Origin of the sequence: Nonomuraea wenchangensis, from assembly GCF_900111685.1 — a bacterium.
Classification (GTDB): Bacteria; Actinomycetota; Actinomycetes; order Streptosporangiales; family Streptosporangiaceae; genus Nonomuraea; species Nonomuraea wenchangensis.
Genome location: NZ_FOHX01000019.1, coordinates 114,180 through 139,677, shown reverse-complemented (window position 1 = coordinate 139,677; position 25,498 = coordinate 114,180). Strand labels below are relative to the sequence as shown.

Genomic DNA, 25,498 nt, shown 5'->3' with positions numbered 1-25,498 from the left:
TCCCTCTGTGATCGGTGGCCGCCCCGGTTTCATAACAGTCCGAGTCAGGACAGAGTGAGGATTTTCCACCCGTGCGCGGGGACGAGACACGGGTCGCCCCCGGTGGCGGACGCGTCCGCGACGACCAGCCCCGTCCCGTCCAGCGGGAAGCGGTAGGGCTCGTCGCCCACGTTGAGCAGGGTCAGGACGCGGCCGGGGCCCGCCGCCTCCAGCGCGACGGCGGTGTTGGTGAGATGGGGCAGGCTCGTACGGGCCCGCGCCAGCCACGGATGGCGGCGGCGCAGCCCGATGAGCCGCTGGTGCAGCCGGTAGACCGGCCACCCCGCCGGGTCCAGTTCCTCCGGCCGCCCCGGGAAGGCGGGCCGGACCGCGTCGTCGCCGCCGGGCCGGTCCTCCTTCACCCCGCGAAAGCCCTGCTCGTCGCCGTAGTAGACGCTCGGCAGCCCGGCCACCGTGAACAGCACGGCGAGGGCGTGGCCGACGTGACGCTCGTCGTCGAGACGGCTGGCGAGCCTGGTCACGTCGTGGTTGCCGGCGAACGTCAGTGGCGTGAACGTGTCCAGCAGCTCGTCGTGCCGCTTGAGCGCCCAGGCCAGCTCGAAGAAGTTGCCGTCGTTGAGCGAGCTCCAGAGCGCCTTCCACAGCTCGTACTGGGTGACCGAGTCGAGGCCGCTCCCGGCCACGTAGGCGGCGTAGTCGCCGTGGATCACCTCGCCGCCGAACCACGCCTCGGGGTGGCGCGGGCGGACCCGCGCGAGCGCCCGCCGCCAGAACGCGGCCGGCATCGCGTACGCGGCGTCCAGCCGCCAGCCGGACGCGCCGCGCGCCAGCCAGTGGTCGAGGACGCGTACGACGTGGTCGAGCACGTCGGGATGCTCGTGGTCGAGCGTCACCAGGCCGTGGTGACCCTCGAACGTCCGGTGCCCCTCCCCTTCAGGGACGAACCAGTGGGCGTGGGCCGGATCGCCGAAGAACGGATGGCCGCGGCCCACGTGGTTGAACACGCCGTCGAGGACGACCCGCAGGCCGCGGGCGTCCGCGGCGGCCACCAGGCGGTCGAAGTCGGCGTCGTCGCCGAGGCGGGGATCGACGCGGAAGTGGTCGATCGTGTCATAGCCGTGGGTCTCGGAGGCGAAGATCGGGCCGAGCTGCAGGCCCGAGCAGCCGAGCTCGACAACGTAGTCCAGCCAGCCTTCCAGGGCGCGCAGGCGGTGGCGGATGGGGGCGCCGTGCGGCAGGGCCGCGGGCTCGGCGGCGGTGAAGCCGAGGGGGTAGACGTGCCACCAGATCGCATGCTCTTTCCACGACGTCACCCCAGTGAGCCTAGCTCCGCGCCCCCGGCCCGCGAGACGTCGAGGCGGGCCGGGGACCGGCGGGGCTACTCGTCCTCGGTCGCCTTCGCGCCCGACGGCGGGAGCTCGGGACCGGAGGCGAGGGCGCCCCCGACGGCGCCGATGGTGTGCGTGAGCCGGACGCCGGAGCCGTCACGCCGCCCCAGCTCCTCCGGCAGCGGCACCGGCTTGCCCACGGACGAGACCGCCTTGGCCGGCGTGGGCCCGGCCCAGGCCAGCAGCAGCTCGTCCTCGCCCTTGAGGAAACGCTGCGCCCGAACGCCGCCGGTGGCCCGCCCCTTGGCGGGGAACTCCGCGTAGTCGGACATCTTGCCGCCGCCGACCTGCGTGCCCGGCAGCGCCGTGGACGAGCCGGCCACGGTGACCACCACGGCGGGCCGTTCGGGATCGACCACCCCGAACCAGATCACCCGGGCCCCGCCGTCCAGCCGGATGCCCGCCATGCCGCCGGCCGGGCGGCCCTGCGGGCGTACGAGCGAGGCCGGGTAGCGCAGCAGTTGCGCGTCGGAGGAGATGAACACGAGGTCGTGCGACTCCGACTCCAGCTCGACCGCGCCCACCACGGTGTCGCCGTCCTTGAGGGTGATCACCTCGAAGTCGTCGCGGTTGGCCGGATAGTCGGGCACCACCCGTTTGACCACGCCCTGCTGCGTGCCGAGCGCCAGGCCGGGCCCGTCGGGGTCGAGCGAGCCGAGCCCGACCACCCGCTCGTCGGGTTGCAGGGAGACGTATTCGGAGACCGGATGGCCGCCGGACAGCGACGGCGGGGCGCCCGTGGCCGGCAGCGTCGGCAGGTCCACGACCTGCACCCGGATCAGCCGGCCCAGCGAGGTGACCACGCCGACCTCCCCGCGTACGGAGGTGCGCACCGCCGAGACCAGCACGTCGTGCGCGGACCGCTCGCCCTCGCCGGGCAGCGGCGTGGCGTCGGCGGTGCGGGCCAGCAGGCCGGTGGACGACAGCAGAGCCAGGCACGGGTCGTCGGCGACCTGCAGCTCGACCACCGCCGTGCGGCTGACGCCCGCGGCGTCCAGCAGGACGGTGCGGCGCGGCGTGCCGTACTTCTTGGCGACGTCGGCCAGCTCGCCCGAGACGACCTGGCGCAGCTTGGTCTCCGAGGACAGGATCTCGGTCAGCTTGGCGATCTCGCCGGTCAGCGTCTCCTTCTCGGCGTCGAGCTCCAGCTTGTCGAAGCGGGTCAGGCGGCGCAGCGGCGTGTCGAGGATGTAGGCGGACTGGATCTCGGTGAGGTCGAAGACCTCCATGAGACGGGTCCGCGCCTGCGCGGAGTCGTCGGAGGAGCGGATGACCTGGATGACCTCGTCGATGTTGAGCAGCGCGACGATGAGGCCGTCGACCAGGTGCAGGCGCTCCTCGCGCTTGCGGCGGCGGAACTCCGAGCGGCGGCGTACGACCTCGACGCGGTGGTCGACGTAGACCTGCAGCAGCTCGCGCAGGCCCAGCGTGCGCGGCTCGCCGTCGACGAGCGCCACGTTGTTGATGCCGAAGGACTCCTCCATCGGCGTCAGCCGGTAGAGCTCCTCCAGGACGGCCTCGGGGATGAAGCCGTTCTTGATCTCGACGACCAGGCGCAGGCCCTTGTGCCGGTCGGTGAGGTCCTTGAGGTCGGCGATGCCCTGGAGCTTCTTGCTGGTCACCAGCTCCTTGATCTTGGTGACGACGCGCTCGGGGCCCACGTTGTAGGGCAGCTCGGTGACGATGATGCCCTTGCGCCGCGGCGTGATCTGCTCGATCGAGCACTTGGCCCGCATCCGGAACGTGCCGCGCCCGCTCTCGTAGGCGTCGCGCACGCCCTGCAGCCCGATGATCGTGCCGCCGGTCGGCAGGTCGGGACCGGGCACGAACTCCATCAGGTCGTCGAGCGTGGCGTCCGGCTTCTTGATCAGGTGGCGGGCCGCGGCGACGATCTCGACGAGGTTGTGCGGCGCCATGTTGGTGGCCATGCCGACCGCGATGCCGCTGGTGCCGTTGACCAGGAGGTTGGGGAAGGCCGACGGCATGACGACCGGCTCGGTCTCCTGGCCGTCGTAGTTGGGCTTGAAGTCGACGGTGTCCTCGTCGATGGACTCGACCATGAGCATCGCCGCCGGGGCCAGCCTGGCCTCGGTGTAACGCATGGCGGCCGGCAGGTCGTCGGGGGAGCCGAAGTTGCCGTGGCCGTCCACGAGCGGCAGGCGCATGGAGAAGGGCTGCGCCAGGCGGACGAGGGCGTCGTAGATCGCCGAGTCGCCGTGGGGGTGCAGCTTGCCCATGACGTCGCCGACCACGCGCGAGGACTTGACGTGGCCGCGGTCGGGGCGCAGGCCCATCTCGGCCATCGAGTAGAGGATGCGCCGCTGCACGGGTTTGAGGCCGTCACGCGCGTCGGGCAACGCCCGCTGGTAGATCACCGAGTAGGCGTACTCCAGAAAGCTCGTGCGCATCTCGGAGGAGACGTCGATGTCGACGATGCGCTCCTCGAAGTCCTCTGGCGGGGGTGCTGTCGTGCGTCGGGCCATGTCGAACATTGTGCCGAAGGTATTCGGGTGCCCGCGACCTGTGGGCGGAACGAGTCCCCTTGACCAAGCAAGCGCTTGGGTCGTACGTTCGGGGCACCGGTTCCCCTGACCCCGGAGACGTCATGATCGAGTTCCGTCCCGTGACCAAGCACATCGGCGCCGAGGTGACCGGGGTCGATCTGCGCAAGCCGCTGTCGCAGGAAGAGGTCGCGACCCTGCGCGAGGGCTGGCTCAAGCACCTCGTTCTGTTCTTCCGCGACCAGCACATCGACGACGAGCACCACCTGCAGTTCGCCCTGAACTTCGGCACCCTCAACCACCCCGCGTTCAAGAAGGACGCCGGCAGCCCCATCCACGTGCTCGACCAGACCTCGCCCAAGGGCGAGGGCGGCGACGAGTGGCACAGCGACAACACCTTCGAGCCCACCCCGCCGATGGGCTCCCTGCTGCGCTGCGTCCAGCTCCCCAGCGTGGGCGGCGACACCTGCTGGGCCAACACCTACCTCGCCTACGAGTCGCTCTCCAAGCCGCTCCAGCGCCTGTGCGACGAGCTGACCGCCGTGCACGACATCACGATGTCGATGAGGAAGGCCATCTCCAAGGGGCACCCGTTCGACCTGGCCGAGATCCAGGCCAAGTGGCCGCCCATCGAGCGGCCGGTGGTGCGGGTGCACGCCGAGACCGGCAGGAAGGCGCTGTTCGTCAACCGCGCGTCCACGACCCGCCTGGTCGGCCTCACCGACCGCGAGAACGAGGCGCTGCTGCCGATGCTCATCGACCACATCCGCTCGCCCGAGTTCCAGTGCCGCCTGCAGTGGCGTCCCGGCACGCTCGCCTTCTGGGACAACCGCCCCACCCAGCACTACGCGGTCGCCGACTACACCGAACGCCGCCGCATGCACCGCGTCACCATCAACGCCTTCCCCGAGCACGCCGACCGGTAGCGGCGGGCCGGATCCCGGCGGGCCGGGTTCCGGCGTGGAGGCGCGAAACGTCGGAGGGAGCTGGTAACAAGGAGGCATGATTGATGCCCCCGACGCCGAGGTGTTGCGCGAAGAGGCCGAGGAGCGCCTGCGGGCGTTGGCCGGCGAGCACGCCGTGCTCCGTGACGACCAGTGGGCCGCCATCGAGGCGCTCGTCGTCGACCGGCGGCGGGTGCTCGTGGTGCAGCGCACCGGCTGGGGCAAGTCGGCCGTCTACTTCGTGGCCACCGCGCTGCTGCGCGAGCTGGGCGAGGGCCCGACGGTCATCGTCTCGCCGCTGCTCGCGCTCATGCGCAACCAGATCGCCGCCGCCGAGCGCGCCGGCATCAGGGCCGTCACCATCAACTCCGCCAACCCGGAGGACTGGGAGGAGATCTACTCCCAGGTCGCCGACGGCCTGGTCGACGTGCTGCTGGTCAGCCCCGAGCGGCTCAACAACCCCGACTTCCGCGACAACGTGCTGCCCGAGCTGGCCGAGAGCGCCGGGCTGGTCGTGGTGGACGAGGCCCACTGCATCTCCGACTGGGGGCACGACTTCCGGCCCGACTACCGCAGGCTGGCCCGGCTGTTCGAGGAGCTGCCGCCCGGCATCCCCGTCCTCGCGACCACCGCCACGGCCAACGCCCGCGTCACCCGCGACGTCGCCGAGCAGATGGGTGAGGACACGCTGGTGCTGCGCGGCCCGCTGGAGCGCGAGAGCCTGCACCTGTCCGTGGTCCGCCTGCCCTCCGCCGAGCAGCGCCTGGCCTGGCTCGCCCAGACGCTGCACGAGCTGCCCGGCTCCGGCATCGTCTACACCCTGACGGTGGCCGCCGCCCACGAGGTGGCCGGCTACCTGCGCGAGCAGGGCCACGAGGTGGCCGCCTACTCGGGCCAGACCGATCCGGCCGAGCGGCTCGCGGCCGAGGAGGCGCTGCTCGCCAACAAGATCAAGGCGCTGGTGGCGACGAGCGCGCTCGGCATGGGGTTCGACAAGCCCGACCTGGGCTTCGTCGTGCACGTGGGCGCTCCGCAGTCGCCGGTCGCCTACTACCAGCAGGTCGGCCGGGCCGGGCGCGGCGTCGAGCGGGCCGAGGTCATCCTGCTCCCCGGGGCCGAGGACCGCGACATCTGGGCCTACTTCGCCTCGCTGGCCTTCCCACCCGAGCCCGTCGTCCGCGCCACCCTGGCGGCGCTGGAGGAGCGCGGCGTCATGTCCACCCCGGCCCTGGAGACCGCCGTCGACCTCAGCCGGAGCCGGCTGGAGATGATGCTCAAGGTGCTCGACGTCGACGGCGCCGTACGCCGGGTCAAGGGCGGCTGGGAGGCGACCGGCGAGGAGTGGGCGTACGACACCGAGCGCTACACCCGCATCGCCGCCGAGCGCCGCGCCGAGCAGGAGGCCATGCTCGGCTACCTCACCACCACCGAGTGCCGCGAGCACTACCTCCGCCGGCACCTCGACGACGACGCCGCCCATCCCTGTGGCCGCTGCGACAACTGCACCGGCAGGCACCGTTCGCCCGACATCGCCCCGCAGGCCGTCGAGCAGGCCCGCGAGCGGCTGAGCCGTCCCGGCGTCGAGCTGGAGGCGCGCCGGCAGTGGCCGACCGGCCTGCCCGACCTGTCCGGCCGGATCAAGCCCGAGCTGGGCGCCGAGCCGGGCCGCGCGCTCGGCCGGCTCACCGACATCGGGTGGGGCAACCGGCTGCGTGAGCTGTTCCACGGCGGCGACGGTCCGGTGCCGGACGACTTGCTGCGGGCCGTGATTCAGGTGCTGGCCGCCTGGGACTGGCGGGAGCGGCCGGTCGCCGTGGTCAGTCTGCCCTCGGCGTCGCGGCCGGAGCTCGTGCGCTCCTTCGGCGAACGCCTGGCGCAGATCGGCCGGCTGACCTACCTGGGCGAGCTGGGCTACCGGGCGGGCTCGCCGGGGCAGCAGTTCAACAGCGCCAAGCGGGTGCAGGCGATCCGGGCCACGCTCGCCATGCCCAAGGACCTCGCCGGGCGCGTCGCGGAGTGCGGCGGGCCGGTGCTGCTCGTGGACGACCGGGTAGACACCGGCTGGACGATGACGCTCGCCACGGCCCTGGTGCGACACGCGGGGGCGCCCGCGGTGCTGCCGCTGGCCCTCGCCACGGTCAGCTGACGCCCATCGGCCCCGGCCGCCGGACGGCGCCCCCTTCCACGTGGAAGGGGGCCGGAAAGGGCTAGAAGGGTGGGCGGGCGCCCAGGTGCATGATCGCCTTGGCGGCCAGCCGGCAGCCCGAGGCCAGCGACTCGGCCGGCGGCTTGCCCTCCAGCCACGGCGGCAGGAACCCGGCGCAGAACGCGTCACCCGCGCCCGTGCCGTCCACGATCTTCTCGACCGGCTCGGCGGCGGCGCGTACGGGGTCGGGGCGGCCGTTGCTGTACCACAGCGCGCCCTCCTTGTTCATCTTGATCACGACCTGCGGGAACCACGCGGTCAGCACCTTGGCCGCCGCCTCGGCGTCGTCGCGGCCGGTCAGGACCTTGGCCTGGTCGATGTTGGCGAACAGCAGCTTGGCGCCGTTGGTCCACTCCAGGAACGGCTCGGCCCCGGTGCGCTCCAGCGGCGCGGACGAGGCGCAGTCGACGGAGATCGACATCCCTGAGCGCCTGGCCATGTCAAGGGCGGCGAAACCCGCCTCGCGCGAGCCCTCGTTCATCAGCGTGTAGCCGGACAGGTGCAGGTGGGCGCCCGAGGTGAACAGGTCGCGCGGCAGGTCCTCGGGGGACAGCGCGGCGTTGGCACCGGGATCGGAGAGCATGGTGCGCTCGCCCTTGTGCGTCACGAGCACCACACAGGTGCCTGTGGGCCGCTCGGGATCCATCACCAGGCGCGCGTCGACGCCGTAGCCCATCAGCTCCATGTCGCGGTTGCGACCCGTGATGTCGGCGCCCCTGCGGCCGATGAAGGCGACCTCGGCGCCCTCGACGGCCAGCCAGGAGGAGATGTTGGCCCCGGACCCGCCGCCATGCATGGTGACGACCGCCGGGGTGTCGCTCGCTCGGGCGAGCGCATAACGGGCGCGCGCCACCGCGTCGGTCATGAGATCGCCCACCACGACGACCCGCGTCATGATGCCACCACCTTGCTGCCTTCAGAACGACCCTGGCCACGGCAAAACTAACAGCTTCCGGGCCGACCGTGGGGCTGACCGGTGACACGAGGTGAGAGTCGATGCACAAGCGTTGCCCAAAACGGCCTCTGGTCTTGGCATTTGGGATGCGGGTCTACGCTCGTTGCTGTGGAGGCACAGTATCCGGCCCACTGGGAGGCCGACGTCGTCCTGGCCGACGGCGGCACCGCTCACGTACGCCCCATCAGGCCCGCCGACGCGGACCGCCTTCGCTCCTTCTACTCACGACTGTCCGACGAGTCGATCTATTTCCGGTTCTTCGGCCCGCGGCCACGCCTGTCCGACCGCGACGTGGAGCGCTTCACCAACGTCGACTACGTCGACCGCGTCGCGCTGATCGCCACGATCGGCACCGAGATGGTGGCCGTCATCCGCTACGACAAGACCGGTCCGGGCGAGGCCGAGGTCGCCTTCCTCGTCGAGGACGCCCACCAGGGCCGCGGCGTCGCGTCCGTGCTGCTTGAGCACCTGGCCGCCACCGCCCGCGAGCACGGCATCGAGACCTTCGTCGCCGACGTGCTGCCCGCCAACATGCGCATGATGGGCGTGCTACGCCAGGCGGGCTACACCGCGCAGAGCCGGTTCGCCGACGGCGTCGTCCGCATGACGCTCGACCTGACCCCGACCGAGACCTCCGCCGAGGTGACCACCGCCCGCGAGCACCGCGCCGAGTCCCGTTCCATCGCCCGGCTGCTCACGCCCGGCTCGGTCGCGGTCATCGGCGCCTCCCGTGAGCCCGGCGGGGTCGGCCAGACCGTGCTGCGCAACCTGCTGGCCGCCGACTTCACCGGCCCCGTCTACCCGGTGCACCGCGAGGTGCGGGCGGTGGCGGGCGTACGCGCCTACCCGAGCGTCACCGCCATCGACGGCGACGTCGACCTCGCCGTCGTCGCCGTGCCCGCCGGGAGCGTGCTCGACGTCGTCGAGGAGTGCGCCCAGAAGGGCGTGCACGGGCTGGTCGTCGTGTCGTCGGGGTTCGGCGAGACGGGCGCGGAGGGCCGCGAGCGGCAGGACGAGCTGGCGCGCACCGCCCGCTCCTACGGGCTGCGCGTGGTCGGCCCCAACTGCCTCGGCATCGCCAACACCGACCGCGCCGTACGGCTCAACGCCACGCTCGCCGCCACCGTCCCCGGCCGGGGGAAGGTCGGCTTCTTCAGCCAGTCGGGCGCACTCGGCACCGCGCTGCTGCAGCGCGTGGCGCAGCGCGGCATGGGCATCTCGACGTTCGTCTCGGCCGGCAACCGGGCCGACGTGTCCGGCAACGACCTCCTGCAGTACTGGGAGGAGGACGACGCGACCGAGGTGATCCTGCTCTACCTGGAGTCGCTGGGCAACCCGCGCAAGTTCACCCGCCTGGCCCGGCGCATCAGCCGCCGCAAGCCGGTCGTGGTCGTCAAGAGCGGTGGCACGCCCTCCGGGCACTCGGCCGAGGAGCTGGGGCTGCCCGACACGGCGATCAGCTCGCTGTTCGCCCAGGCGGGCCTGATCCGGGTGGACGACCTCATCCAGCTCTTCGACGTGGGGCAGCTCCTGGCCTACCAGCCGCTGCCCGCCGGGCCCAAGGTCGCCCTGGTCACCAACTCCGACGCGCTCGGCCTGCTCGCCGCCGACGCCTGCCTCGCGGCCGGCCTCGAACCGCGTCCCCCGGTCAACCTGGGGGCCGCGGCGGGAGCCGCCGAGTTCGGGGCGGCGCTGGAGGGGGAGCTGGCCTCCGCCGGCGTGGACGCCGCCGTCGTGATCTACATGCCGCCGCTGCCGGGCGACGCCGAGGCGGTGGCGGCCGAGCTGCTGCGGGTGTCCCAGGGCTCCGGCAAGCCGGTGCTGACGACGTTCGAGGGGCATCTGGGGATGCATCCCGCGCTCCAGGTGACCGAGCCGGGGGCCTCGCGGGAGCGGCCCGCGCCGGCGCGGGGGTCCATTCCCTCGTACGCGGCTCCTGAGGAGGCGGTCCGCGCGCTCGCCCAGGCGGCCAGGTACGCGGCCTGGCGCTCCCAGCCCGCCACCCCGCCGCCCGCCCTCGAAGACCTCGACCCGGACCGCGCCCGCACCTTGGTCCACGACCTCCTGTCCGCCCCCGAGCCCGGGCCCGCTGTGGAGGCCGCCAGGGCGCGGCGCGGGGTGCGTTCGGCGGCGTTCGCCGAGCCGGGCCCGCCGGTCGAGATCGACGCGGCCGAGCTGCTCTCCTGCTACGGCCTGACCGTGTGGCCCGCCGAGATGGTCCGCTCGCCCGAGGAGGCCGTGGCCGCCGCCGAACGCCTCGGCTGGCCGGTGGTGCTCAAGGTGGCCGACCCCGGGGCCTCGCGCCGGGCCGGCACCGTACGCCTCGGCCTGACCGGCCCCGAGATGGTCCGCCACGCCTACACCGAGTTCGCCGACCAGCTCGGCGAGAAGGTGCTGGCCGTCCAGCGGATGGCGCCGCAGCCCGCGGTCCCCACGGTGGTGGGGGTGGTCGAGGATCCGGCGTTCGGGCCGGTGGTGTCGTTCGGGCTGGGCGAGGTGACCGCGCGGCTCCTGCAGGACCAGGGCTACCGCCTGGCGCCGCTCACGGCGGAGGACGCCGCCGCGCTCGTCCGGTCGGTACGCGCCGCCCCGCTGCTCTTCGGTCAGTACGGCTACCCGCCCGTCGCCGTCGACGCACTGGAGGATCTGCTCGTACGTGTCGGCCGCCTGGCCAACGATCTGCCCGAGGTGGCCCGGCTGGACCTCGACCAGGTGCTCGTCGGCGAGTCGAGCGTGATGATCCTCGGCGCCCGCGCGACCCTGCGCACCCCGGCGGGGCCGCGGCTCGACGGGGGCCCGCGCAGGTTGTCGTGATCAGGGCCGTCCTGGACCGCCGTGGGCGCGGGCGTCTTCGGCTTGCGGCGAAACAGCTGGCCGGTGTGCCCCTTGCTGCCTGTCCGAAAGACGTTATAGAGCGTTATATCCGGCGGGTGAGTGCACGGCCGACCCCTGGCAGGATGGAGCCATGAGGGAAACCCGAGTCTCAGCCGCGGGCCTGCGTGAAGCGATCGAGCGCAGCGGCTACTATCCCGACCTCGTCACCGATGCGGTCGAATCCGCGCTGGGCAAGGAGGCAGTGACCGCGTTCGTGGTGCATCACGAGGCCACGTTCGATCCTGCGATGGAGGTGCGCAGGCACGTCACCGTCCTGGTGCTGACGGCGACGCGCCTGCTGGTCTGCCACACCGACGAGCACCCGGCGGTCGAGGGCGTCTCGACCTCCCACGCCTCCACCACCACGGAGGCCGTCCGGCTGAGCCGCGTCCAGTCGGTCGCCGTCACCCGCGTGGTCCCCGACCCCGCGTCCTACGTGCCGGGCGTCCCGCCCACCGAGGCCACGCTCACCATCGGCTGGGGAGCCATCTCCCACGTCGATCTCGAACCCGCCACCTGCGGCGACGAGAACTGCGAGGCCGACCACGGCTACACCGGCGCCATCACCGCCGACGACCTGTCCCTCCGGGTCAGCGAGGCGGCCGACGGGCCGGAGGCGGTCACGCACGTCCTGGCCTTCGCCAAGGCCCTGTCCGAGGCCACCGCCCGCGCCGCCGGCGCCTGACCGACTCATCCAGCGACCGAGAGCCCACTCCGCCGCGCTGGTGGCCCGCTGGGCCGTGCGTTGTGAAATGCCGCCGCACGCGGTCCCGGCCTGCCCGTGGCGTGCCCGCAGGCCGTCTCCCCCCGTACGGCTAGGATGTGGGCATGCTGCTGCCAGGCTACGGCGGGGGGTCGCTGGCCGACCTGCCCGGCGCTCTGCTGGCCGCCTTGGGAGTCCCCGAGCCCGCCCGTCCCGAGAACGCCCGCCTGACTCTGGCGCCCGCCGACAGCGTCTGCCTGTTCCTCGTCGACGGACTGGGCGCCGACCTGCTGCGCGCTCACCCCGAGGCCGCCCCGTTCCTGTCCTCCCTGACCGCCCGCACGCTCACGGCCGGATTCCCCGCCACCACCGTCACGAGCCTGTGCTCGCTCGGCACCGGCATGACCCCCGGCGAGCACGGCATGCTGGGCCTGACCCTCGCCGTCCCCGGCACCGGTCACCTGTTCAACTGCCTGCGCTGGAGCCTCCCCGGCGGCCAGAGCATGGACCCCGAGCAGTGGCAGCCCGCCAAGACCGTCTACCAGCGGGCCGCCGAGGCCGGCGTCCGGCCGAGCTACGTGGCCCCCGCCGAGTTCGAGAACACCGGCCTGACCAGGGCCGTCTACCGCGGCGTACGCTACCTCGCGGCCGACACCGTCGACGACCGGATCGCCCGCGTGCACGAGGCCCTGCGCGAGCCCCACGCCCACGTCACCGTCTACTACGGCGATCTCGACGCCGCCGGCCACATGACGGGCTGGGGCAGCGACGAATGGCTGCACCAGCTCGCCGTCGTGGACGACATGGCCGCCCGGCTGGCCGAGGGACTGCCGTCCGGCTCCGCCCTCTACGTCACCGCCGACCACGGCATGGTCAACGCCACCGAGAAGGTCGACGCCGAGCAGGTCCCCGAGCTGATGGAGGGCGTCGCGCTGCTCGGCGGCGAGGCGCGGGCCAGGCACGTCTACACCGAGCCGGGCGCCGCCCGCCACGTCCTGGAGGCGTGGGCCGAGACCTTCCACGGCAAGGCGTGGGTGGTCTCGCGCCAGGAGGCGGTGGACTCCGGCTGGTTCGGGCCCCGCGTCCGCGAGGAGTGGCTGGAGCGCATCGGCGACGTCGTGGCGGTCCCGTACGACGGCCTGGCCATCATCGCCCCTTCCCGGCACCGCATCGAGGCGCTGTTCACCGGCTACCACGGCTCGATGACCGCCGCCGAGCAGAACGTCCCGCTCCTGGAGGTACGCCCGTGACGGGCCCGCTGATCACCGCCGCCGACCTCGCCGCGCTCGGCGGCGACGTGACGTTGCTGGACGTCCGCTGGCGGCTCGGCGGCCCGCCGGGCGTCGAGCTCTACCGCGAGGGCCACCTGCCCGGCGCGGTCTTCTGCGACCTCGACCACGACCTCGCCGCGCCTCCTGGCGGTGGCGGGCGGCACCCGCTGCCCGGCGCGGAGGCGTTCCAGGCCGCGATGCGCCGTCTCGGGGTGCGCGACGGGCGGCCGGTCGTCGTCTACGACGACGCCGGCTCCACCTCCGCCGCCCGCGCCTGGTGGGCGCTGCGCTACTTCGGCCACCAGGACGTACGCGTGCTCGACGGCGGCCTGCCCGCCTGGACGGCCGCCGGCCTGCCGCTCACCAAGGAGGCCCCTGGCGTCGCCGAGGGCGACTTCACCGCCCGGCCCGGCGGCATGCCGGTCCTGACCGCCGACGAGGCCGGGGCGCTGGCCACTGGCGGCGTGCTGCTCGATGCGAGGGCGGGGGAGCGGTTCAGGGGCGAGGTCGAGCCGGTCGATCCGGTGGCCGGGCACATCCCGGGCGCGGTGAGCGCGCCGACGACCGAGAACGTCGGCCCCGACGGCAGGTTCCTCGACCCGGTGGCGCTGCGGGCCCGCTTCGCCGCGCTTGGGGCGGGGGAGGGCGTACCGACCGGCGCCTACTGCGGCTCCGGCGTGACGGCGGCGCACGAGGTGCTGGCGTTGGAGCTGGCCGGGCTGCCCGCCGCCCTCTACGCCGGCTCCTGGTCCCACTGGGTGACCGACCCCGCCCGCCCGGTCGCGACCGGCGACTAGAACGACGTCCGGCAGGGCGGCCGGTCAGTAGAGCGAGGGGCGGTCAGTAGAGTGGCCGGTCGCCGGCGCCGAAGCAGGTGAACTCGTACACGCCGGTCTTGGCAGCGGCGGCGGCCAGGGCCGCGTCCGGTGGCTGCCCGACCGCGACGAGCTCGTGGAAGGTGCTCATCACCGCCCGCGCCGCCTCGTCCTGCACCGGCACCATCCCGGCGATCACGCACGACGTCCCCTGCGCCAGGAACGTCCCCGGCAGCCCGAGCGGCGCCCCCTCGACCGGTGCGCGTGACATGCCGGAGTTGCACGCCGACAGCACCACCAGCTCCGGCGCCCGCTCCAGCGTCAGCAGGTCGTAGGCCATCAGCAGCCCGTCGTCCAGGGTGATGCCGGACATCAGAGGGCTGCGGGCGTGGAAGACGCCGTGCGCGGCCAGGTGCAGCACGTCCACCTCACCGAGGGCGTCGAGGACGCGGCCACCCCGCGCGGGGATCTCGGCGGCGAGGCGATGGCAGGCGAGGACGTGCGCCACCTCGGCGTGCGCGTGCGTCAGCCCCGGCCCTGCCGCCGCGGCGACCCGGGGTGCGTCCTCGCCGCGCCGGTCCTGCCGCGCCCGCGCCCGCAGCCAGCCGGCGGCGCTGGCCGCCACGCCGACGGGACGTTCGCGCAGGCAGGGCAGCGCGCTCCAGGGCAGCGTGTGCAGGGCTCCGACCGGCACCACCACCAGCGGCCCGTCGCCCAGCTCGGCGTCGAGCGGCCGGAACAGCAGCCGGTCCACCTCCTGGGCCGCGACCTCCAGATCGTTCGCGCCGTCGGGGCCCGCGGACCCGGACCAGTCGCGCCGCTCGCCGTGCCGCCGCAGCGCGTAGCGCAGCCGTACGACCGCCTCCTCGACCGCCCGCACCCCGCCCAGCCAGCGCAGCAGCACCCGATCCCCGCAGACCAGCACCGCGAGCAGCGACTCCCCGTCGATCACGAACTCCACCAGGGTGCCCGAGCCCAGCTCCGCGCGCAGCCGCTCGGGATCGAGCGCCGGGGAGCCGTGCGCGGGCGCCGTGACGGCCCGCCACCGCTCGGCCCACTCGAACACGTCGTCCGGCCGGCCGTCCCGCACCGCCAGCGAGAGCCCGAACGCCGCCAGCCGCTCCCCGGCCCGCGCCGCGTGGGCCCGCACCGACGGGTCGTCGAAGCACTCCACGCCCTCGCCGACCTCGGCCAGCCCTTCGCGTACCGCGCGGAAGGCGCCGGGCACGTCCTCGCGCAGCGCCGCCTCCAGCGCCAGCGCGTGCTGCCGCACCGGCGCGGGCACCTGCCACTCGCCGGCCAGCCGCCCTCCGAAGAACGGCTCGTCGGGGCGCTCGTCCACGCCCGCGTGCCGGGTCAGGCGGGCGAGCTGCGCCGAGGCCGCCGGATGGTCGTCCACCGCGAGCGCCGCCTCGGCCGCCGTGAGCCGGAGCGCCGCCGCTCCGGGGAGCTGGGCGAGACCGTCCTCCAGCTCGTCGGCGCAGGCGATCAGGTCGGACACCAGCTCGGGCGTGACCGGCCCGAGGGCGAGGCGCGAGCGCAGCACGACCTCTCTGGCCAGCGGCAGCCACGAGGTGCGTTCCTGCCCGGCCAGCTCCTCCGCCGCCTGCTCGCCGACCTGCAGCGCCCGGTGCGGGTCGCCGGTGAGCAGCTCGACCTGGGCCAGCTTGAGCCGCGCCTCGGCGAGCGCCACCCGCGCCCCGCAGGACTCCAGGTCGGGCACGGCCAGGTCGAGCATCGCCCTGGCCTCGCCGGGCAGGTGCGCCGCCAGCAGGGCGCCGGCGAAGTCGGCCCGCATGGTCGCGAGGCGCTCCGGATAGCCGAACAGCGTGTCCTCGGCCTCCCGGTAGTAGTGGAAGGCGCCGGCGATGTCGCCCCTGCGTACGGCGAGGAAGGGCAGGTTGGCGGCCGAGAGCCGGGCGAGGTGGCGCAGGCCCGCGTGCTGGGAGATCTCCAGGCACGCGGTGAGGTCGCGCATGGCTGCCTCCCACTCGCCCCGCCAGCAGCGCACCAGGCCCCGGTTGAGCAGCCCGCCGGCGAGGAACCTGCGGTCGTCCACGGTGCCGGGGGCGTGCACCAGGGCGCGCAGCGCCCGGTCGCAGGAGGCGATGGCCTCCTGGTGGCGGCCCAGGTGGGCGAGCGCGACCGCGCGCTGGGTGTCGAGCTTGGCCCGGTCGAGCGGGCGCAGGTAGGCCCAGGCCAGGGCGGCCACGCGGAGGGCCTGGAGCGGGTGGCCGAGCTCGGTGCGTACGGTGACCAGCGACAGCCGTGCCTGCGCCACCCGCTCGCGCGGCGCGCCCGGCACGGCGATCGCGGCCCGCAGGTGGTGCTCGGCGCTGTCGAGGTCGCCCAGCTCGCGGTCGGCCAGCGCCATGGCCCGCAGCGCCACGGCCTCGGCCTCGTGGGCGCCGGCCCGGCGGGCGGCGGCGAGCACCGTGCCGGCGGCGCGCAGGGCGTGCTCGGGATCGACCAGCGAACGCAGCATGGCGGCCTCGGCCGCCTCGACGAGGGGACAGGGGGCGTCGCTCATGGCCGGCCATGATGGTGACGGTCGGCTGAGGACATGCCCCTCCCGTCAGGGCTGCGGATCCAGGGGGCCGGGTGGATCACGGGCGGATGCGCACCCAGCGGGTCTGTACGGGCGCGTGCCCCGGCCGGTGGCAGACCACGCTGAGCCAGCCCGGAGGCACCCCGGTGGCCGCGAAGCAGCCGTTGCGGCTGATCCGCCGGGACAACGTCAGATGCGGGGTGCGTACGTCGACGAGCGTGTCCTCACCCGGGTGGGGGAGCACCTGCCCGGCCACGTCGATGAGCCCGTCGCCGACCGTCACCTCCAGGTCGAACGTCAGCCCGTCGGCGACGAACCGCACCAGGTGCGAGCCGTCGTCGCCGCGCGCCCCCGCGCCGGTGAGCGCCGCCTCGGCGACCGGGGCGGCGGTCAGCGAGCCCGCGACGCGCAGGCCGTAGACCTCGCGCGCGGCGGCGGCCACGTGGGCCGGGGGCGGATCGGCACCGGCGGCCAGCCGGAGCGCCGCCAGGAAGTATTCGTCGTCGATCATTGCGCCATCTCCTGAGATGAGATCAGAGTGCGCAGTTTTTCCAGGCAGCGGGCCCGGGTGGGGCCGACGCTGCCGATGGGCAGCCCGAGCCGGGCCGCGGTCTGCCGGCTCCCGAGGTCGATCGCGACCAGCTGGAGCAGAGTGCGGCAGGGCTCGTGCATGGTGGAGACCGCCTTCCAGAGCAACTGCCGGTCGTCGTCGCCGAGGACGGCGGCGCCGGGCTCGGGCTCCTCGACCGTCGCCAGGACGTGGACGCCGGAACGGCTGCCCTCGCGCAGGACCTGCAGCGCCTCGCGGCGCACGACCGTGGCCAGCCACGAGCCCAGACGTTCGGGCTCCCTGATGTCCTCCAGGCGCTGCAGCAGCCGCAGCCAGCCGCCCTGCACCACGTCGGCGGCGTCGGCGGCGCCGAGCCCGCTGGCGCGGGCCACCGCCCACATGAGGGGGCCGTACGCGGCCTCGAGCGCGTCCCACGCCGACCGGTCACCGTCGGCGGCGGCTCGCAGCAGCTCCGCTGGGGCGCGCTGGGGGTGCACGGGGACTCCTTCACGTCAGGCCGGGGAGGCGATCATTCCTCCCCGTGATCGAACGTGGACTGAGCGTAAACTCTACAGACTCGCCGGAACGACAACTCCCAGATCGGGAATTTGCCGGGCCTCCTCCCCGTCGAGCAGCCGCCACGCCACGTCCTTGGCCGGCTCGGCGACGGCCGCGGCCGCGATCGTCCCCGACACCAGCGCCGCGGCGAACGACGTGCCGCTCCACGTCGCGAACCCGCCGAACTCGCCGAGGTCCAGATAGCTGCTCTCCAGCCAGTCGCCGCGCGCGCAGGCGTCCACCCAGGTGCCGTACCCGGAGTAGGGGGCCCGCCGCCGCTCCGTCGACTCCAGCGCCGCCACGCCGACCACGGCGGGCAGCGCCGCCGGCCAGAACGGGCGGTCGGAGGCGGTGTTGCCGGCGCAGGCCACCGTCACGGTGTCGCTCAGCGCCGCGATCGCGTCGTTCAGCAGGGGCGGCGGCCGGTCGTCGAAGGTGTGGCCGCCGAAGGACAGGTTGATCACGTCGGGCGGGTCCTCGCGCAGCCGGTGCAGCGCGCGGATCACGCTCGCCTCGTCGCCGATGCCGTCGCAGTCCAGCACCCGCCGCACGCGCAGCGACACGCCGGGCGCCAGGCGCGCCAGCAGGCCCGCGATGAACGTCCCGTGCCCCGCCTGCTGTCCCTCGCCCGCGTCGGCGTCCTCCGGTGCCACGCGGGCGTACCACTCCGCGCCCGACCACCACGGATGCTTGGCCACGCCCGTGTCGAGCACCGCCACCGTCGCCGCGGAACGGTTCCTGACCGGCCGGTACGGGATCGGCTCCACCGGGAACGGCCTTGACGCAGGGCCGCCGAAGAACAGCGGCTGGCCGCGGAACACGTGATTGGGGGAGGCCCGCATGCCCCGCGCGTGCAGCTCGGAGGCGAGCTCGCAGGGATCCACCCCGGGGGACAGGTGCGCGACACAGACACCGTCCGCCTCGGAGACTGCCTGGGTCCAGCGGGCGACGGCGGACAGCGTGCTCCGGTCGCCCAGCAGCTGACCTGGCCGGATGAGCGCCTCGCCGACAGATTGGAAGTTCATGGCGACGTATGTTTCCCGCCTGCACCAGGTGTCACGCGACACTCCCGCACCAACTTGGTATGGCCCCCCACTGGTGCCGGATGGCGACCGACGGTAGTCTCTCCCTAGTCACTTGTGATCATCCCTATGTGCGAGGCCGTTGGGGAAGGCGCACCTCGTACCGAACGGGAGGTCCGGTGTCTGCTCGTGGCGTCCTTTACGTCCACTCGGCTCAGCCCGCGCTGTGCCCTCATATCGAATGGGCGGTCGCGGGTGTCCTTGGCGTGCCCGTAGACCTGACGTGGACGCCGCAGCCCGCCGCGCCCAACGTCGTACGCGCGCAGGCCGAGTGGGAGGGCAGGCCCGGCATCGCGGCCGCCATCGCCTCCTCCCTCATGGGCTGGCAGCGGCTCAGGTTCGAGATCACCGAGGACGCCTCGCCCGGCGTGGACGGGTCCCGGCACTGCTATACGCCGACCCTGGGCGCCTTCACGGCGGTCATCGGGGTCAACGGCGACATCATGGTGCCCGAGGACCGGCTCCGGGCCGCGATGATGCTGGCCGCCCAGGGGCGGTGCGTGCTTGAGGAGGAGCTCGACAAGCTGCTCGGCCGGCCGTGGGACGAGGAGCTGGAGCCCTTCCGGTACGCCGGGGACGGCGCTCCCGTCCGCTGGCTGCACGCCGCCGTCTGACCGGCGCCCACCCGACCTCCCTGCAAAAGGCCCCCACCGATCGCCGGTGCGGGGCCTTTTGGGGTGTGGGGCTTTTAGCCTGCGCAGGACCTTTTGGGCTGTGCGGGGCCCGCCGCTGCCCAGGACGCGGAAAAGCCCCGCACTTGCCGTCCGGAAGAGGGCGGTGCGGGGCCTTTCGGAAAAGTCAGTGTTACAGGGGGATGTTGCCGTGGGCGCCCCGGGCGGGGGTGGCCTGGGCGAGGACCTTGGCGATGGCGCCGCGCGTCTCCCCGGGGTCGATCACCTCGTCGATGACCCCGAGCTGCTGAGCGCGTTCGAGCCCGCCGGCCAGCTTCTGGTGCTCCTCGGCCAGCCGCTCCTCCAGCGACGCCCGCTCCTCCTCGGGCGCGGCGGCCAGCTCGCGCCGCTTGAGGATGCGCACCGCCGCCACGGGCCCCATGACCGCGACCTCGGTCGTCGGCCAGGCGAAGACCTTGGTGGCGCCGAGTGCGCGGGAGTTCATCGCGATGTACGCCCCGCCGTACGCCTTGCGCGTGACGAGCGTGACGCGCGGCACCGAGGCCTCGGCGAAGGCGTGCAGGAGCTTGGCTCCGCGCCGTACGACGCCGTCGTGCTCCTGCCCGACGCCCGGAAGGTAACCGGGAACGTCCACCAGGACAACCAACGGCACGCCGAACGCGTCACACATGCGTACGAACCGGGCGGCCTTCTCGGCGGACGTGGCGTCGAGGCAGCCGCCGAGCCGCATCGGGTTGTTGGCGATCACGCCGACGGTCCTGCCCCCGAGGCGGCCGAGCGAGGTGACGACGTTCGGCGCCCACTTGGGGTGCAGCTCGATGCCGGGCTCGTCGAGCAGGCCGTTGACGAGCGGCTTGACGTCGTAGGCCCGTCGCGCGGACTCCGGCAGCAGCGTGGAGAAGTCCACTTCCTCGATTTCTCCCGCGCGCACCCGCCCCTGGTGGCCGAGGAGCGTGGCGAGCTGGCGCGCCCTGACGTAGGCGTCGGTCTCGGTCTTGGTGACGACGTGCACGACGCCGCTGCGCTTGCTGTGCGGCTCGGGGCCGCCGAGGGCGGCGGCGTCGACGTTCTCGCCGGTGACGCTGCGGACGACGTCGGGGCCGGTGACGAAGATGCGGCCGGTGTCGGCCAGGATGACCAGGTCGGTGAGCGCCGGCCCGTAGGCGGCGCCGCCCGCAGCGGGGCCGACGACCACGGAGATCTGCGGGACGACGCCGGACGCCTTGGTCATGGCGGCGAAGACCTTGCCGACCGCGTGCAGCGACTCGACGCCCTCGGTGAGGCGCGCGCCGCCGGAGTGCCAGATGCCGATGACCGGCACCCGCTCGCGTACGGCGACGTCGTAGGCGTGGACGATGTGCTCGCAGCCTTCGCTGCCCATCGCACCGCCCTGGAAGCGGGCGTCACTGCAGAAGGAGACGACGGGCACGCCTTCGACGCGGCCCATGGCGGCGAGGACGCCGCTCTTGTCCTCCGGGGTGATCAGCCGCAGCGAGCCCTCGTCGAGCAGGGCCGACAGGCGGACGAGTGGGTCACGGGGATCGGCGGGCTCCTGTTCGGAGCCGGATGCCATCACCCCGTTGTCGAGCACGGTCATTTAAGCCCCCTTGAACACGACGGACACGTTGTGCCCGCCGAAGCCGAACGAGTTGTTGACCGCGGCGATGTCGCCTTCGGGCAGCTTGCGATTCTCGCCGTGGACGAGATCCACCTCGATGCCGTCGTCGAGGTCGTGCAGGTTGATGGTGGCGGGGACGATCCGGTCCTGCAGCGCCTTGATCGTGAAGACGGACTCGATGCCGCCCGCGCCGCCGAGCAGGTGCCCGGTCATGGACTTGGTCGAGGTGACCAGCGGGTGCGTGCCGATGGCCTTGGCGATCGCCTGGGCCTCGCCGACGTCGCCCGCCGGGGTGGAGGTGGCGTGCGCGTTGACGTGCTTGATGTCCTGGCCGGAGACGCCCGCGTTGTTGAGCGCCTGGGTCATGGCCATGATGATGCCCCGGCCCTCGGGCTCGGGCTGGGTGATGTGGTGCGCGTCGGCGGAGTAGCCGACGCCCGCGCAGTAGGCGTAGACGCGCGCGCCGCGCGCCCTGGCGTGCTCCTCGGACTCCAGCACGACGATGCCGGCGCCCTCGCCGAGCACGAACCCGTCGCGGTCGCGGTCCCAGGGGCGGGACGCGCCGGCCGGGTCGTCGTTGCGGGTGGACATGGCCCGCGCGGCGGCGAAGGCCGCGATGTTGAGCCCGTGGATGGCGGCCTCGGTGCCGCCGGCCACCACGACGTCGGCGCGGCCGGCCCTGATCATGTCCATGGCGCTGCCGATGGCCTCGGCGCCGGAGGCGCACGCCGAGACGGTGGCGTGCACGCCCGCCTGAGCGCCCAGGTCGAGGCCGATCCAGGCGGCCGGGCCGTTGGGCATGAGCATGGGCACGGTGAACGGCGACAGGCGGTTCCAGCCCCGCTCACGGTAGGTGTCGTAGGCGTTGAGCGTGGTGGTGATGCCGCCGATGCCGCTGGAGACCACGACGCCCAGCCGCTCGGGAGCCACCTGGGGAGCGCCGGCGTCCTGCCAGGCCTCCCGCGCGGCCACCAACGCGAACTGCTCGCTGCGGTCGAGCCTGCGGGCCTCGGGCCGGGGCAGCACCTCGGCCGGATCGACGGCGGCCGTCCCCGCGAACCTCACGGGGACGGTGTCGATCCAGTCCGCGGTGAGGGTCTCGACACCCGACTGACCGGCGAGGAGCGCCGCCCAGGTCGAGGTGACGTCTCCACCGACGGGCGTCGTCGCGCCAAGCCCGGTGACGACGACACGTACCCGGTTCGCACTCACGTTTCGCGCTCCTTGCTGGTGATCAGTTGCGTACTGCGGTGGTTTCAGCCCTGGATGAAGTTGAGGACGTCCTTGACCGTCTTCAGGTTCTTGAGCTGGTCGTCGGGGATCTCGACGCCGAACTCGTCCTGGGCGGCCACGGCGATCTCGACCATGGACAGGGAGTCGATGTCGAGGTCGTCCACGAAGCTCTTCTCGGGGGTCACCTCGGAGGCCGGGATGCCGGTGATCTCGTTGATGATCTTGCCGAGGCCCGCAAGGATGTCCTGCTCGTTGGCAGCCATGTCGTTCTTCTCCTTTGATCTTTCTTGGATCCGCGCGGTCGTGGACCGCGCAAGCGAGTGGTGCGGGCGGGATCCTACGGGATCTCGATCACTTGGCCCGCGTACGTGAGCCCCGCGCCGAAACCCAGCACGAGTGCCAGCCCGCCGGACTGCACCTCGCCGCGCTCCAGCATGCGCGAGAGCGCGAGCGGGATGGAGGCGGCGGAGGTGTTGCCGGCGGTGACGATGTCGCGTGCCACCGCAGCCTTCTCGGCGCCCAGCTTACGGGCGATCGCCTCGATGATGCGCAAGTTGGCCTGATGGGGGACGAAGGCCGACAGCTCGGACGGGTCGACGCCCGCCCGCTCGCAGGCCTCCAGCGCCACCGGGTGCAGCGCGGTGGTGGCCCAGCGGAAGACCGTCTGCCCCTCCTGGTGGAGGAAGGTCGTGCGGTCCTGGATCTGGATCGCCTCGGACTTGTCGCCGGCGCTGCCCCACACCACGGGGCCGATGCCGGGGGTCTCGGCGGGGCCGACGACCGCGGCGCCCGCGCCGTCCGCGAAGATCACGGCGGTGGAGCGGTCGGTCCAGTCGACCCACTGCGACAGCTTCTCGCTCCCGATGACCAGGACGTTCCTGGCCGAACCACCGCGTACGGCGGCGCTGGCGGTGGCGAGCGCGTAGCAGAAGCCCGCGCAGGCGGCGTTGACGTCGAACGCGCCCGGCGAGGTGATGCCGAGGCGGTGCGCCACGATGGCCGCGGCGTTGGGGATCTGAGTCTCCAGCGTGCAGGTGGCGACGATCACCAGGTCGACGTCGTCGGGCGACAGCCCGCTCGCGGCGAGCGCCTTGCCGCCCGCGATGGCGGCCATGTCCTCGACCGACTCGCCCGCGGGGGCGACCCTGCGCTCCTTGATGCCGACGCGTGACTGGATCCACTCGTCGTTGGTGTCGATGGTCCTGGCGAGGTCGTCGTTGGTGACGACGTTGGCCGGCTGGTAATGGCCGAGCGCCAGCACCCGGGCGCCGGGGGCGATGTCGGGAATTCTCACTTGATCAGCTCCCTGGCCGCTTCGAGGTCGTCTGGGGTCTTCAGCGCCACGGTCTGGACGCCGCGCAGCCCGCGCTTGGCGAGGCCGGTCAGCGTGCCGCCGGGCAGCAGCTCGATCATCCGGGTGACGCCGAGCGAGGCCATGGTCTCCATGCAGGCGTCCCACCGGACGGGGCTGCTGACCTGCTTGACCAGGCGTTCGACGAACTCGGTGCCGGCGGTGACCGGCCGGCCGTCGGCGTTGGACAGCAGCGTCACCCGCGGGTCGGCGGGCGTGACACCCTCGGCGGCGGCGCGCAGGCTCTCCACGGCCGTCGCCATGTGCCGGGTGTGGAAGGCGCCCGCCACGGACAGGGGGCGCAGCCTGGCGCGGGCCGGGGCGTCCTCCGCGAACGCCGCGAGCTGCTCCAGCGTGCCCCCGGCGACGATCTGGCCGGCGCCGTTGATGTTGGCGGGCGTGAGCCCGTGACGGTCGATGGCGGCCAGCACCTCGTCCTCGGCGCCGCCGAGCACGGCGGTCATGCCGGTCTCGGTGATCGCCGCGGCCTTGGCCATGGCCTGGGCGCGCTCGCGGACGAGGGCGAGCGCCTGTTCGGCCGTGAGCACCCCGGCCAGCGCGGCCGCGGCGAACTCGCCCACGCTGTGGCCGGCGAGCACGTCGGGCTGCACGCCCAGAGCCTCGGCCGAGGCGAGCGCGGCGGCCACGAGCAGCGGCTGGGCGACGGCCGTGTCACGGATCTCGTCGGCGCCGGCGGTCGTGCCATAGGCGATCAGGTCGATCCCGGCGACCTCCGACCAGGCGCCGAGCCGGTCGGCCAGACCGGGCAGCTCGAGCCAGGGAGCGAGGAAGCCTGGAGTTTGGGCACCTTGGCCCGGAGCGACGAGTACAAGCACGCATTCCACCATGCCCTGTAGAGGTTCGACACGCGGCTGGAGATCCATACGAACTTTGTCCAGGCTTATTTGTAGGAACCCCACAGTGAGGATTTCGGGCCGATTACGTTAGGGGTCGCCATGTAACGGCCGCTTCCGCGAGCCTGCCGAGGATCAGTCCGACCTGGAGCGTGAAGGCCGAGCGGCCCTCCGTGGGCTGGTAGCCGGTCAGCTCGGTGATCTTCTTCAACCGGTAGCGCACGGTGTTGGGATGGACGAAGAGCAGCCGCGCGGTCGCCTCCAGCGACGTGCCCTGCTCCAGATAGGTCGCCAGCGTGTCGAGCAGCGGCGTGCCGGCCAGCGGCAGGTAGACGTTCTCGATGAGCTGCTCCCTGGCGTCCTCGTCGCCGTCGAGCGCCCGTTCGGCCAGCAGGTCCTCGGCGTGCACCGGCCGGGGCGCGTCGGGCCAGCCCGCCGAGGCCTTCAGCCCGGCCAGCGCGGCCCGCGCGGACCGGGGGGCGGCGTGCAGGTCGGGCACCTCGGGGCCGATCACGACGGGCCCCATGCCGAAGCGGGCCACGACCTGCTTGGCGGCGGCGTTGACGTTGTCGGCCCCGCCGACGATCACGACGAGCCGGTCGGCTTGCACGCCGGCCAGCAGGTCCATGCCGATGCGCCGGCCACGTTCGCGCAGCCCGTCGATGACCGCGCGGGGGTCGCCCTCGGGGGCGTGGCCGGCGATGACGACCACGGGGGAGGAGGTCCAGCCGAGCGCCGCGGCCCAGGAGTGGAGTCCGTCGTCGACCTCGCCCCGGACCAGGGCGTCCACGATCAGCGCCTCCAGCCGGGCGTCCCACGAGCCGCGCGCCTCGGCCTCGCGGGCGTAGACGTGCGCGGCGGCGAAGGCCACGTCGCGGGTGTAGCGCAGCATGGCCTGCTGGAGCTGGTCCTCGCCGCCGGGCGCGGCCAGCTCGTGGGTCTGCGCCTCGACGACCTCGACCACGACGCGCACGATGTCGACGGTCTGCTGCAGCGAGATCGAGCGCTTGAGCTCGCGCGGAGCCGTGCCGAAGAACTCGATGCTGGGCGTCGGCCGGTCCTCCCCGGCGCTCGAGAACCACTCGACGAACGCCGCGATGCCGGCCTGCGCGACGAGCCCCACCCAGGAGCGGTCCTCGGCGCTGAGCGCGCGGAACCAGGGAAGCTGCTCGTCCATGCGGGCCAGCGCCGCGGTGCCGAGCGAGCCCATGGCCCGCTCAAGCCTGCGTGTGGTGTCCTCCCGGGTCCGGTCTGTCACGCACTCTAGAGTGCCAGGTGGCTCGCGATGAACGCGACGTCGGTGGCCGCGCGCGCCCCGCGGGTCGCGCGGCCCGTGCTCAGATCACGGCGACTTCAGATCACGGCGACTTCAGATCACGGCGACTTCAGATCACGGCGACTCAGATCACGGCGAC

Annotated in this window: 20 protein-coding genes; 7 read left to right on the top strand and 13 right to left on the bottom strand. The window is 73.2% G+C overall.

Annotation, left to right across the window (positions count from 1 at the left end):
- Positions 1 to 44: 44 nt before the first annotated feature.
- Both BMW85_RS39790 and BMW85_RS39785 read right to left on the bottom strand, forming a co-directional pair.
- Positions 45 to 1,313, bottom strand: coding sequence for an alpha-amylase family protein (locus BMW85_RS39790; protein ID WP_091092179.1), 1,269 nt, complete (start codon positions 1,311 to 1,313; stop codon positions 45 to 47).
- Positions 1,314 to 1,378: 65 nt separating this feature from the next.
- The gene (locus tag BMW85_RS39785; protein ID WP_091092283.1) at positions 1,379 to 3,871 is read right to left on the bottom strand and encodes a DNA gyrase/topoisomerase IV subunit A; all 2,493 of its coding nucleotides are present in this window, start codon (positions 3,869 to 3,871) and stop codon (positions 1,379 to 1,381) included.
- 122 nt (positions 3,872 to 3,993) lie between these two features.
- Here BMW85_RS39785 and BMW85_RS39780 point away from each other — a divergent pair, with 122 nt between their 5' ends.
- Both BMW85_RS39780 and BMW85_RS39775 read left to right on the top strand, forming a co-directional pair.
- Entirely contained in the window at positions 3,994 to 4,815 is an 822-nt protein-coding gene (locus BMW85_RS39780; RefSeq protein ID WP_091092177.1) for a TauD/TfdA dioxygenase family protein, read from the top strand.
- A gap of 76 nt (positions 4,816 to 4,891) precedes the next feature.
- Positions 4,892 to 6,979: a RecQ family ATP-dependent DNA helicase gene (locus BMW85_RS39775; protein ID WP_091092175.1), complete on the top strand. Its 2,088-nt coding sequence runs from the start codon at positions 4,892 to 4,894 to the stop codon at positions 6,977 to 6,979.
- A 61-nt stretch (positions 6,980 to 7,040) separates the two neighbouring features.
- On the opposite strand, the gene BMW85_RS39770 is transcribed toward BMW85_RS39775, so the two are convergent.
- Positions 7,041 to 7,934 carry a carbohydrate kinase family protein gene (locus BMW85_RS39770; RefSeq protein WP_020541969.1) on the bottom strand — a complete coding sequence of 298 codons (894 nt, stop codon included), beginning with the start codon at positions 7,932 to 7,934 and terminating at the stop codon, positions 7,041 to 7,043.
- Between the two features lie 168 nt (positions 7,935 to 8,102).
- Between BMW85_RS39770 and BMW85_RS39765 the strand changes: the two genes are divergently transcribed.
- From BMW85_RS39765 to BMW85_RS39750, 4 genes are all read left to right on the top strand, one after another.
- Positions 8,103 to 10,808 (top strand): bifunctional acetate--CoA ligase family protein/GNAT family N-acetyltransferase, encoded by a 2,706-nt coding sequence (locus tag BMW85_RS39765; RefSeq protein WP_091092173.1) that lies wholly within the window; start codon positions 8,103 to 8,105, stop codon positions 10,806 to 10,808.
- A gap of 151 nt (positions 10,809 to 10,959) precedes the next feature.
- A complete protein-coding gene (locus tag BMW85_RS39760) occupies positions 10,960 to 11,553 on the top strand; it encodes a DUF5998 family protein (protein WP_091092172.1) in 594 nt (197 codons plus the stop codon).
- A gap of 143 nt (positions 11,554 to 11,696) precedes the next feature.
- Positions 11,697 to 12,821 (top strand): alkaline phosphatase family protein, encoded by a 1,125-nt coding sequence (locus BMW85_RS39755; RefSeq protein WP_177241119.1) that lies wholly within the window; start codon positions 11,697 to 11,699, stop codon positions 12,819 to 12,821.
- Entirely contained in the window at positions 12,818 to 13,639 is an 822-nt protein-coding gene (locus tag BMW85_RS39750; protein ID WP_091092170.1) for a sulfurtransferase, read from the top strand. The genes BMW85_RS39755 and BMW85_RS39750 overlap by 4 nt, the downstream gene beginning before the upstream one ends.
- 43 nt (positions 13,640 to 13,682) lie before the next feature.
- Here the strand turns inward: BMW85_RS39750 and BMW85_RS39745 are convergent, their stop codons facing one another.
- The 4 genes from BMW85_RS39745 to BMW85_RS39730 all read right to left on the bottom strand — a co-directional run bounded on the left by BMW85_RS39745 (position 13,683) and on the right by BMW85_RS39730 (position 18,338).
- Positions 13,683 to 16,187 carry a CHAT domain-containing protein gene (locus BMW85_RS39745; protein WP_091092168.1) on the bottom strand — a complete coding sequence of 835 codons (2,505 nt, stop codon included), beginning with the start codon at positions 16,185 to 16,187 and terminating at the stop codon, positions 13,683 to 13,685.
- A gap of 76 nt (positions 16,188 to 16,263) precedes the next feature.
- On the bottom strand, positions 16,264 to 16,716 hold the full coding sequence (locus BMW85_RS39740) for a hypothetical protein (protein WP_091092167.1): 453 nt from the start codon (positions 16,714 to 16,716) through the stop codon (positions 16,264 to 16,266).
- A complete protein-coding gene (locus tag BMW85_RS39735; protein ID WP_245775330.1) occupies positions 16,713 to 17,252 on the bottom strand; it encodes an RNA polymerase sigma factor in 540 nt (179 codons plus the stop codon). Before BMW85_RS39735 ends, BMW85_RS39740 begins: the two co-directional genes overlap by 4 nt.
- Positions 17,253 to 17,324: 72 nt before the next feature.
- The gene (locus tag BMW85_RS39730) at positions 17,325 to 18,338 is read right to left on the bottom strand and encodes a S8 family peptidase (RefSeq protein ID WP_091092165.1); all 1,014 of its coding nucleotides are present in this window, start codon (positions 18,336 to 18,338) and stop codon (positions 17,325 to 17,327) included.
- A gap of 176 nt (positions 18,339 to 18,514) precedes the next feature.
- Between BMW85_RS39730 and BMW85_RS39725 the strand changes: the two genes are divergently transcribed.
- Positions 18,515 to 19,009, top strand: a complete 495-nt coding sequence (locus BMW85_RS39725) for a DUF3145 domain-containing protein (RefSeq protein WP_091092164.1) — start codon at positions 18,515 to 18,517, stop codon at positions 19,007 to 19,009.
- Between the two features lie 190 nt (positions 19,010 to 19,199).
- Here the strand turns inward: BMW85_RS39725 and BMW85_RS39720 are convergent, their stop codons facing one another.
- The 6 genes from BMW85_RS39720 to BMW85_RS39695 all read right to left on the bottom strand — a co-directional run bounded on the left by BMW85_RS39720 (position 19,200) and on the right by BMW85_RS39695 (position 25,293).
- Positions 19,200 to 20,624 carry an acyl-CoA carboxylase subunit beta gene (locus BMW85_RS39720; protein WP_091092162.1) on the bottom strand — a complete coding sequence of 475 codons (1,425 nt, stop codon included), beginning with the start codon at positions 20,622 to 20,624 and terminating at the stop codon, positions 19,200 to 19,202.
- A complete protein-coding gene (gene fabF / locus BMW85_RS39715) occupies positions 20,625 to 21,857 on the bottom strand; it encodes a beta-ketoacyl-ACP synthase II (RefSeq protein WP_091092161.1) in 1,233 nt (410 codons plus the stop codon).
- A gap of 44 nt (positions 21,858 to 21,901) precedes the next feature.
- Positions 21,902 to 22,141, bottom strand: a complete 240-nt coding sequence (locus BMW85_RS39710; RefSeq protein WP_091092160.1) for an acyl carrier protein — start codon at positions 22,139 to 22,141, stop codon at positions 21,902 to 21,904.
- Positions 22,142 to 22,215: 74 nt separating this feature from the next.
- On the bottom strand, positions 22,216 to 23,172 hold the full coding sequence (locus BMW85_RS39705) for a beta-ketoacyl-ACP synthase III (protein ID WP_091092158.1): 957 nt from the start codon (positions 23,170 to 23,172) through the stop codon (positions 22,216 to 22,218).
- Positions 23,169 to 24,065 carry an ACP S-malonyltransferase gene (locus BMW85_RS39700; protein ID WP_091092278.1) on the bottom strand — a complete coding sequence of 299 codons (897 nt, stop codon included), beginning with the start codon at positions 24,063 to 24,065 and terminating at the stop codon, positions 23,169 to 23,171. Before BMW85_RS39700 ends, BMW85_RS39705 begins: the two co-directional genes overlap by 4 nt.
- Positions 24,066 to 24,168: 103 nt before the next feature.
- Complete coding sequence (locus BMW85_RS39695; protein ID WP_091092157.1) at positions 24,169 to 25,293, bottom strand: PucR family transcriptional regulator; 1,125 nt, start codon at positions 25,291 to 25,293, stop codon at positions 24,169 to 24,171.
- Between the last annotated feature and the right edge of the window lie 205 nt (positions 25,294 to 25,498).

Bases quoted from the DNA above. Each gene is read 5' to 3' on its own strand.
- BMW85_RS39760 (WP_091092172.1), top strand. From the start codon at position 10,960: ATGAGGGAAACCCGAGTCTCAGCCGCGGGCCTGCGTGAAGCGATCGAG.
- BMW85_RS39695 (WP_091092157.1), bottom strand. From the start codon at position 25,293: ATGGGCTCGCTCGGCACCGCGGCGCTGGCCCGCATGGACGAGCAGCTT.
- BMW85_RS39745 (WP_091092168.1), bottom strand. From the start codon at position 16,187: ATGAGCGACGCCCCCTGTCCCCTCGTCGAGGCGGCCGAGGCCGCCATG.
- BMW85_RS39730 (WP_091092165.1), bottom strand. From the start codon at position 18,338: ATGAACTTCCAATCTGTCGGCGAGGCGCTCATCCGGCCAGGTCAGCTG.
- BMW85_RS39755 (WP_177241119.1), top strand. From the start codon at position 11,697: ATGCTGCTGCCAGGCTACGGCGGGGGGTCGCTGGCCGACCTGCCCGGC.
- BMW85_RS39720 (WP_091092162.1), bottom strand. From the start codon at position 20,624: ATGACCGTGCTCGACAACGGGGTGATGGCATCCGGCTCCGAACAGGAG.
- BMW85_RS39775 (WP_091092175.1), top strand. From the start codon at position 4,892: ATGATTGATGCCCCCGACGCCGAGGTGTTGCGCGAAGAGGCCGAGGAG.
- BMW85_RS39785 (WP_091092283.1), bottom strand. From the start codon at position 3,871: ATGGCCCGACGCACGACAGCACCCCCGCCAGAGGACTTCGAGGAGCGC.
- BMW85_RS39780 (WP_091092177.1), top strand. From the start codon at position 3,994: ATGATCGAGTTCCGTCCCGTGACCAAGCACATCGGCGCCGAGGTGACC.
- BMW85_RS39740 (WP_091092167.1), bottom strand. From the start codon at position 16,716: ATGATCGACGACGAATACTTCCTGGCGGCGCTCCGGCTGGCCGCCGGT.
- BMW85_RS39770 (WP_020541969.1), bottom strand. From the start codon at position 7,934: ATGACGCGGGTCGTCGTGGTGGGCGATCTCATGACCGACGCGGTGGCG.
- BMW85_RS39710 (WP_091092160.1), bottom strand. From the start codon at position 22,141: ATGGCTGCCAACGAGCAGGACATCCTTGCGGGCCTCGGCAAGATCATC.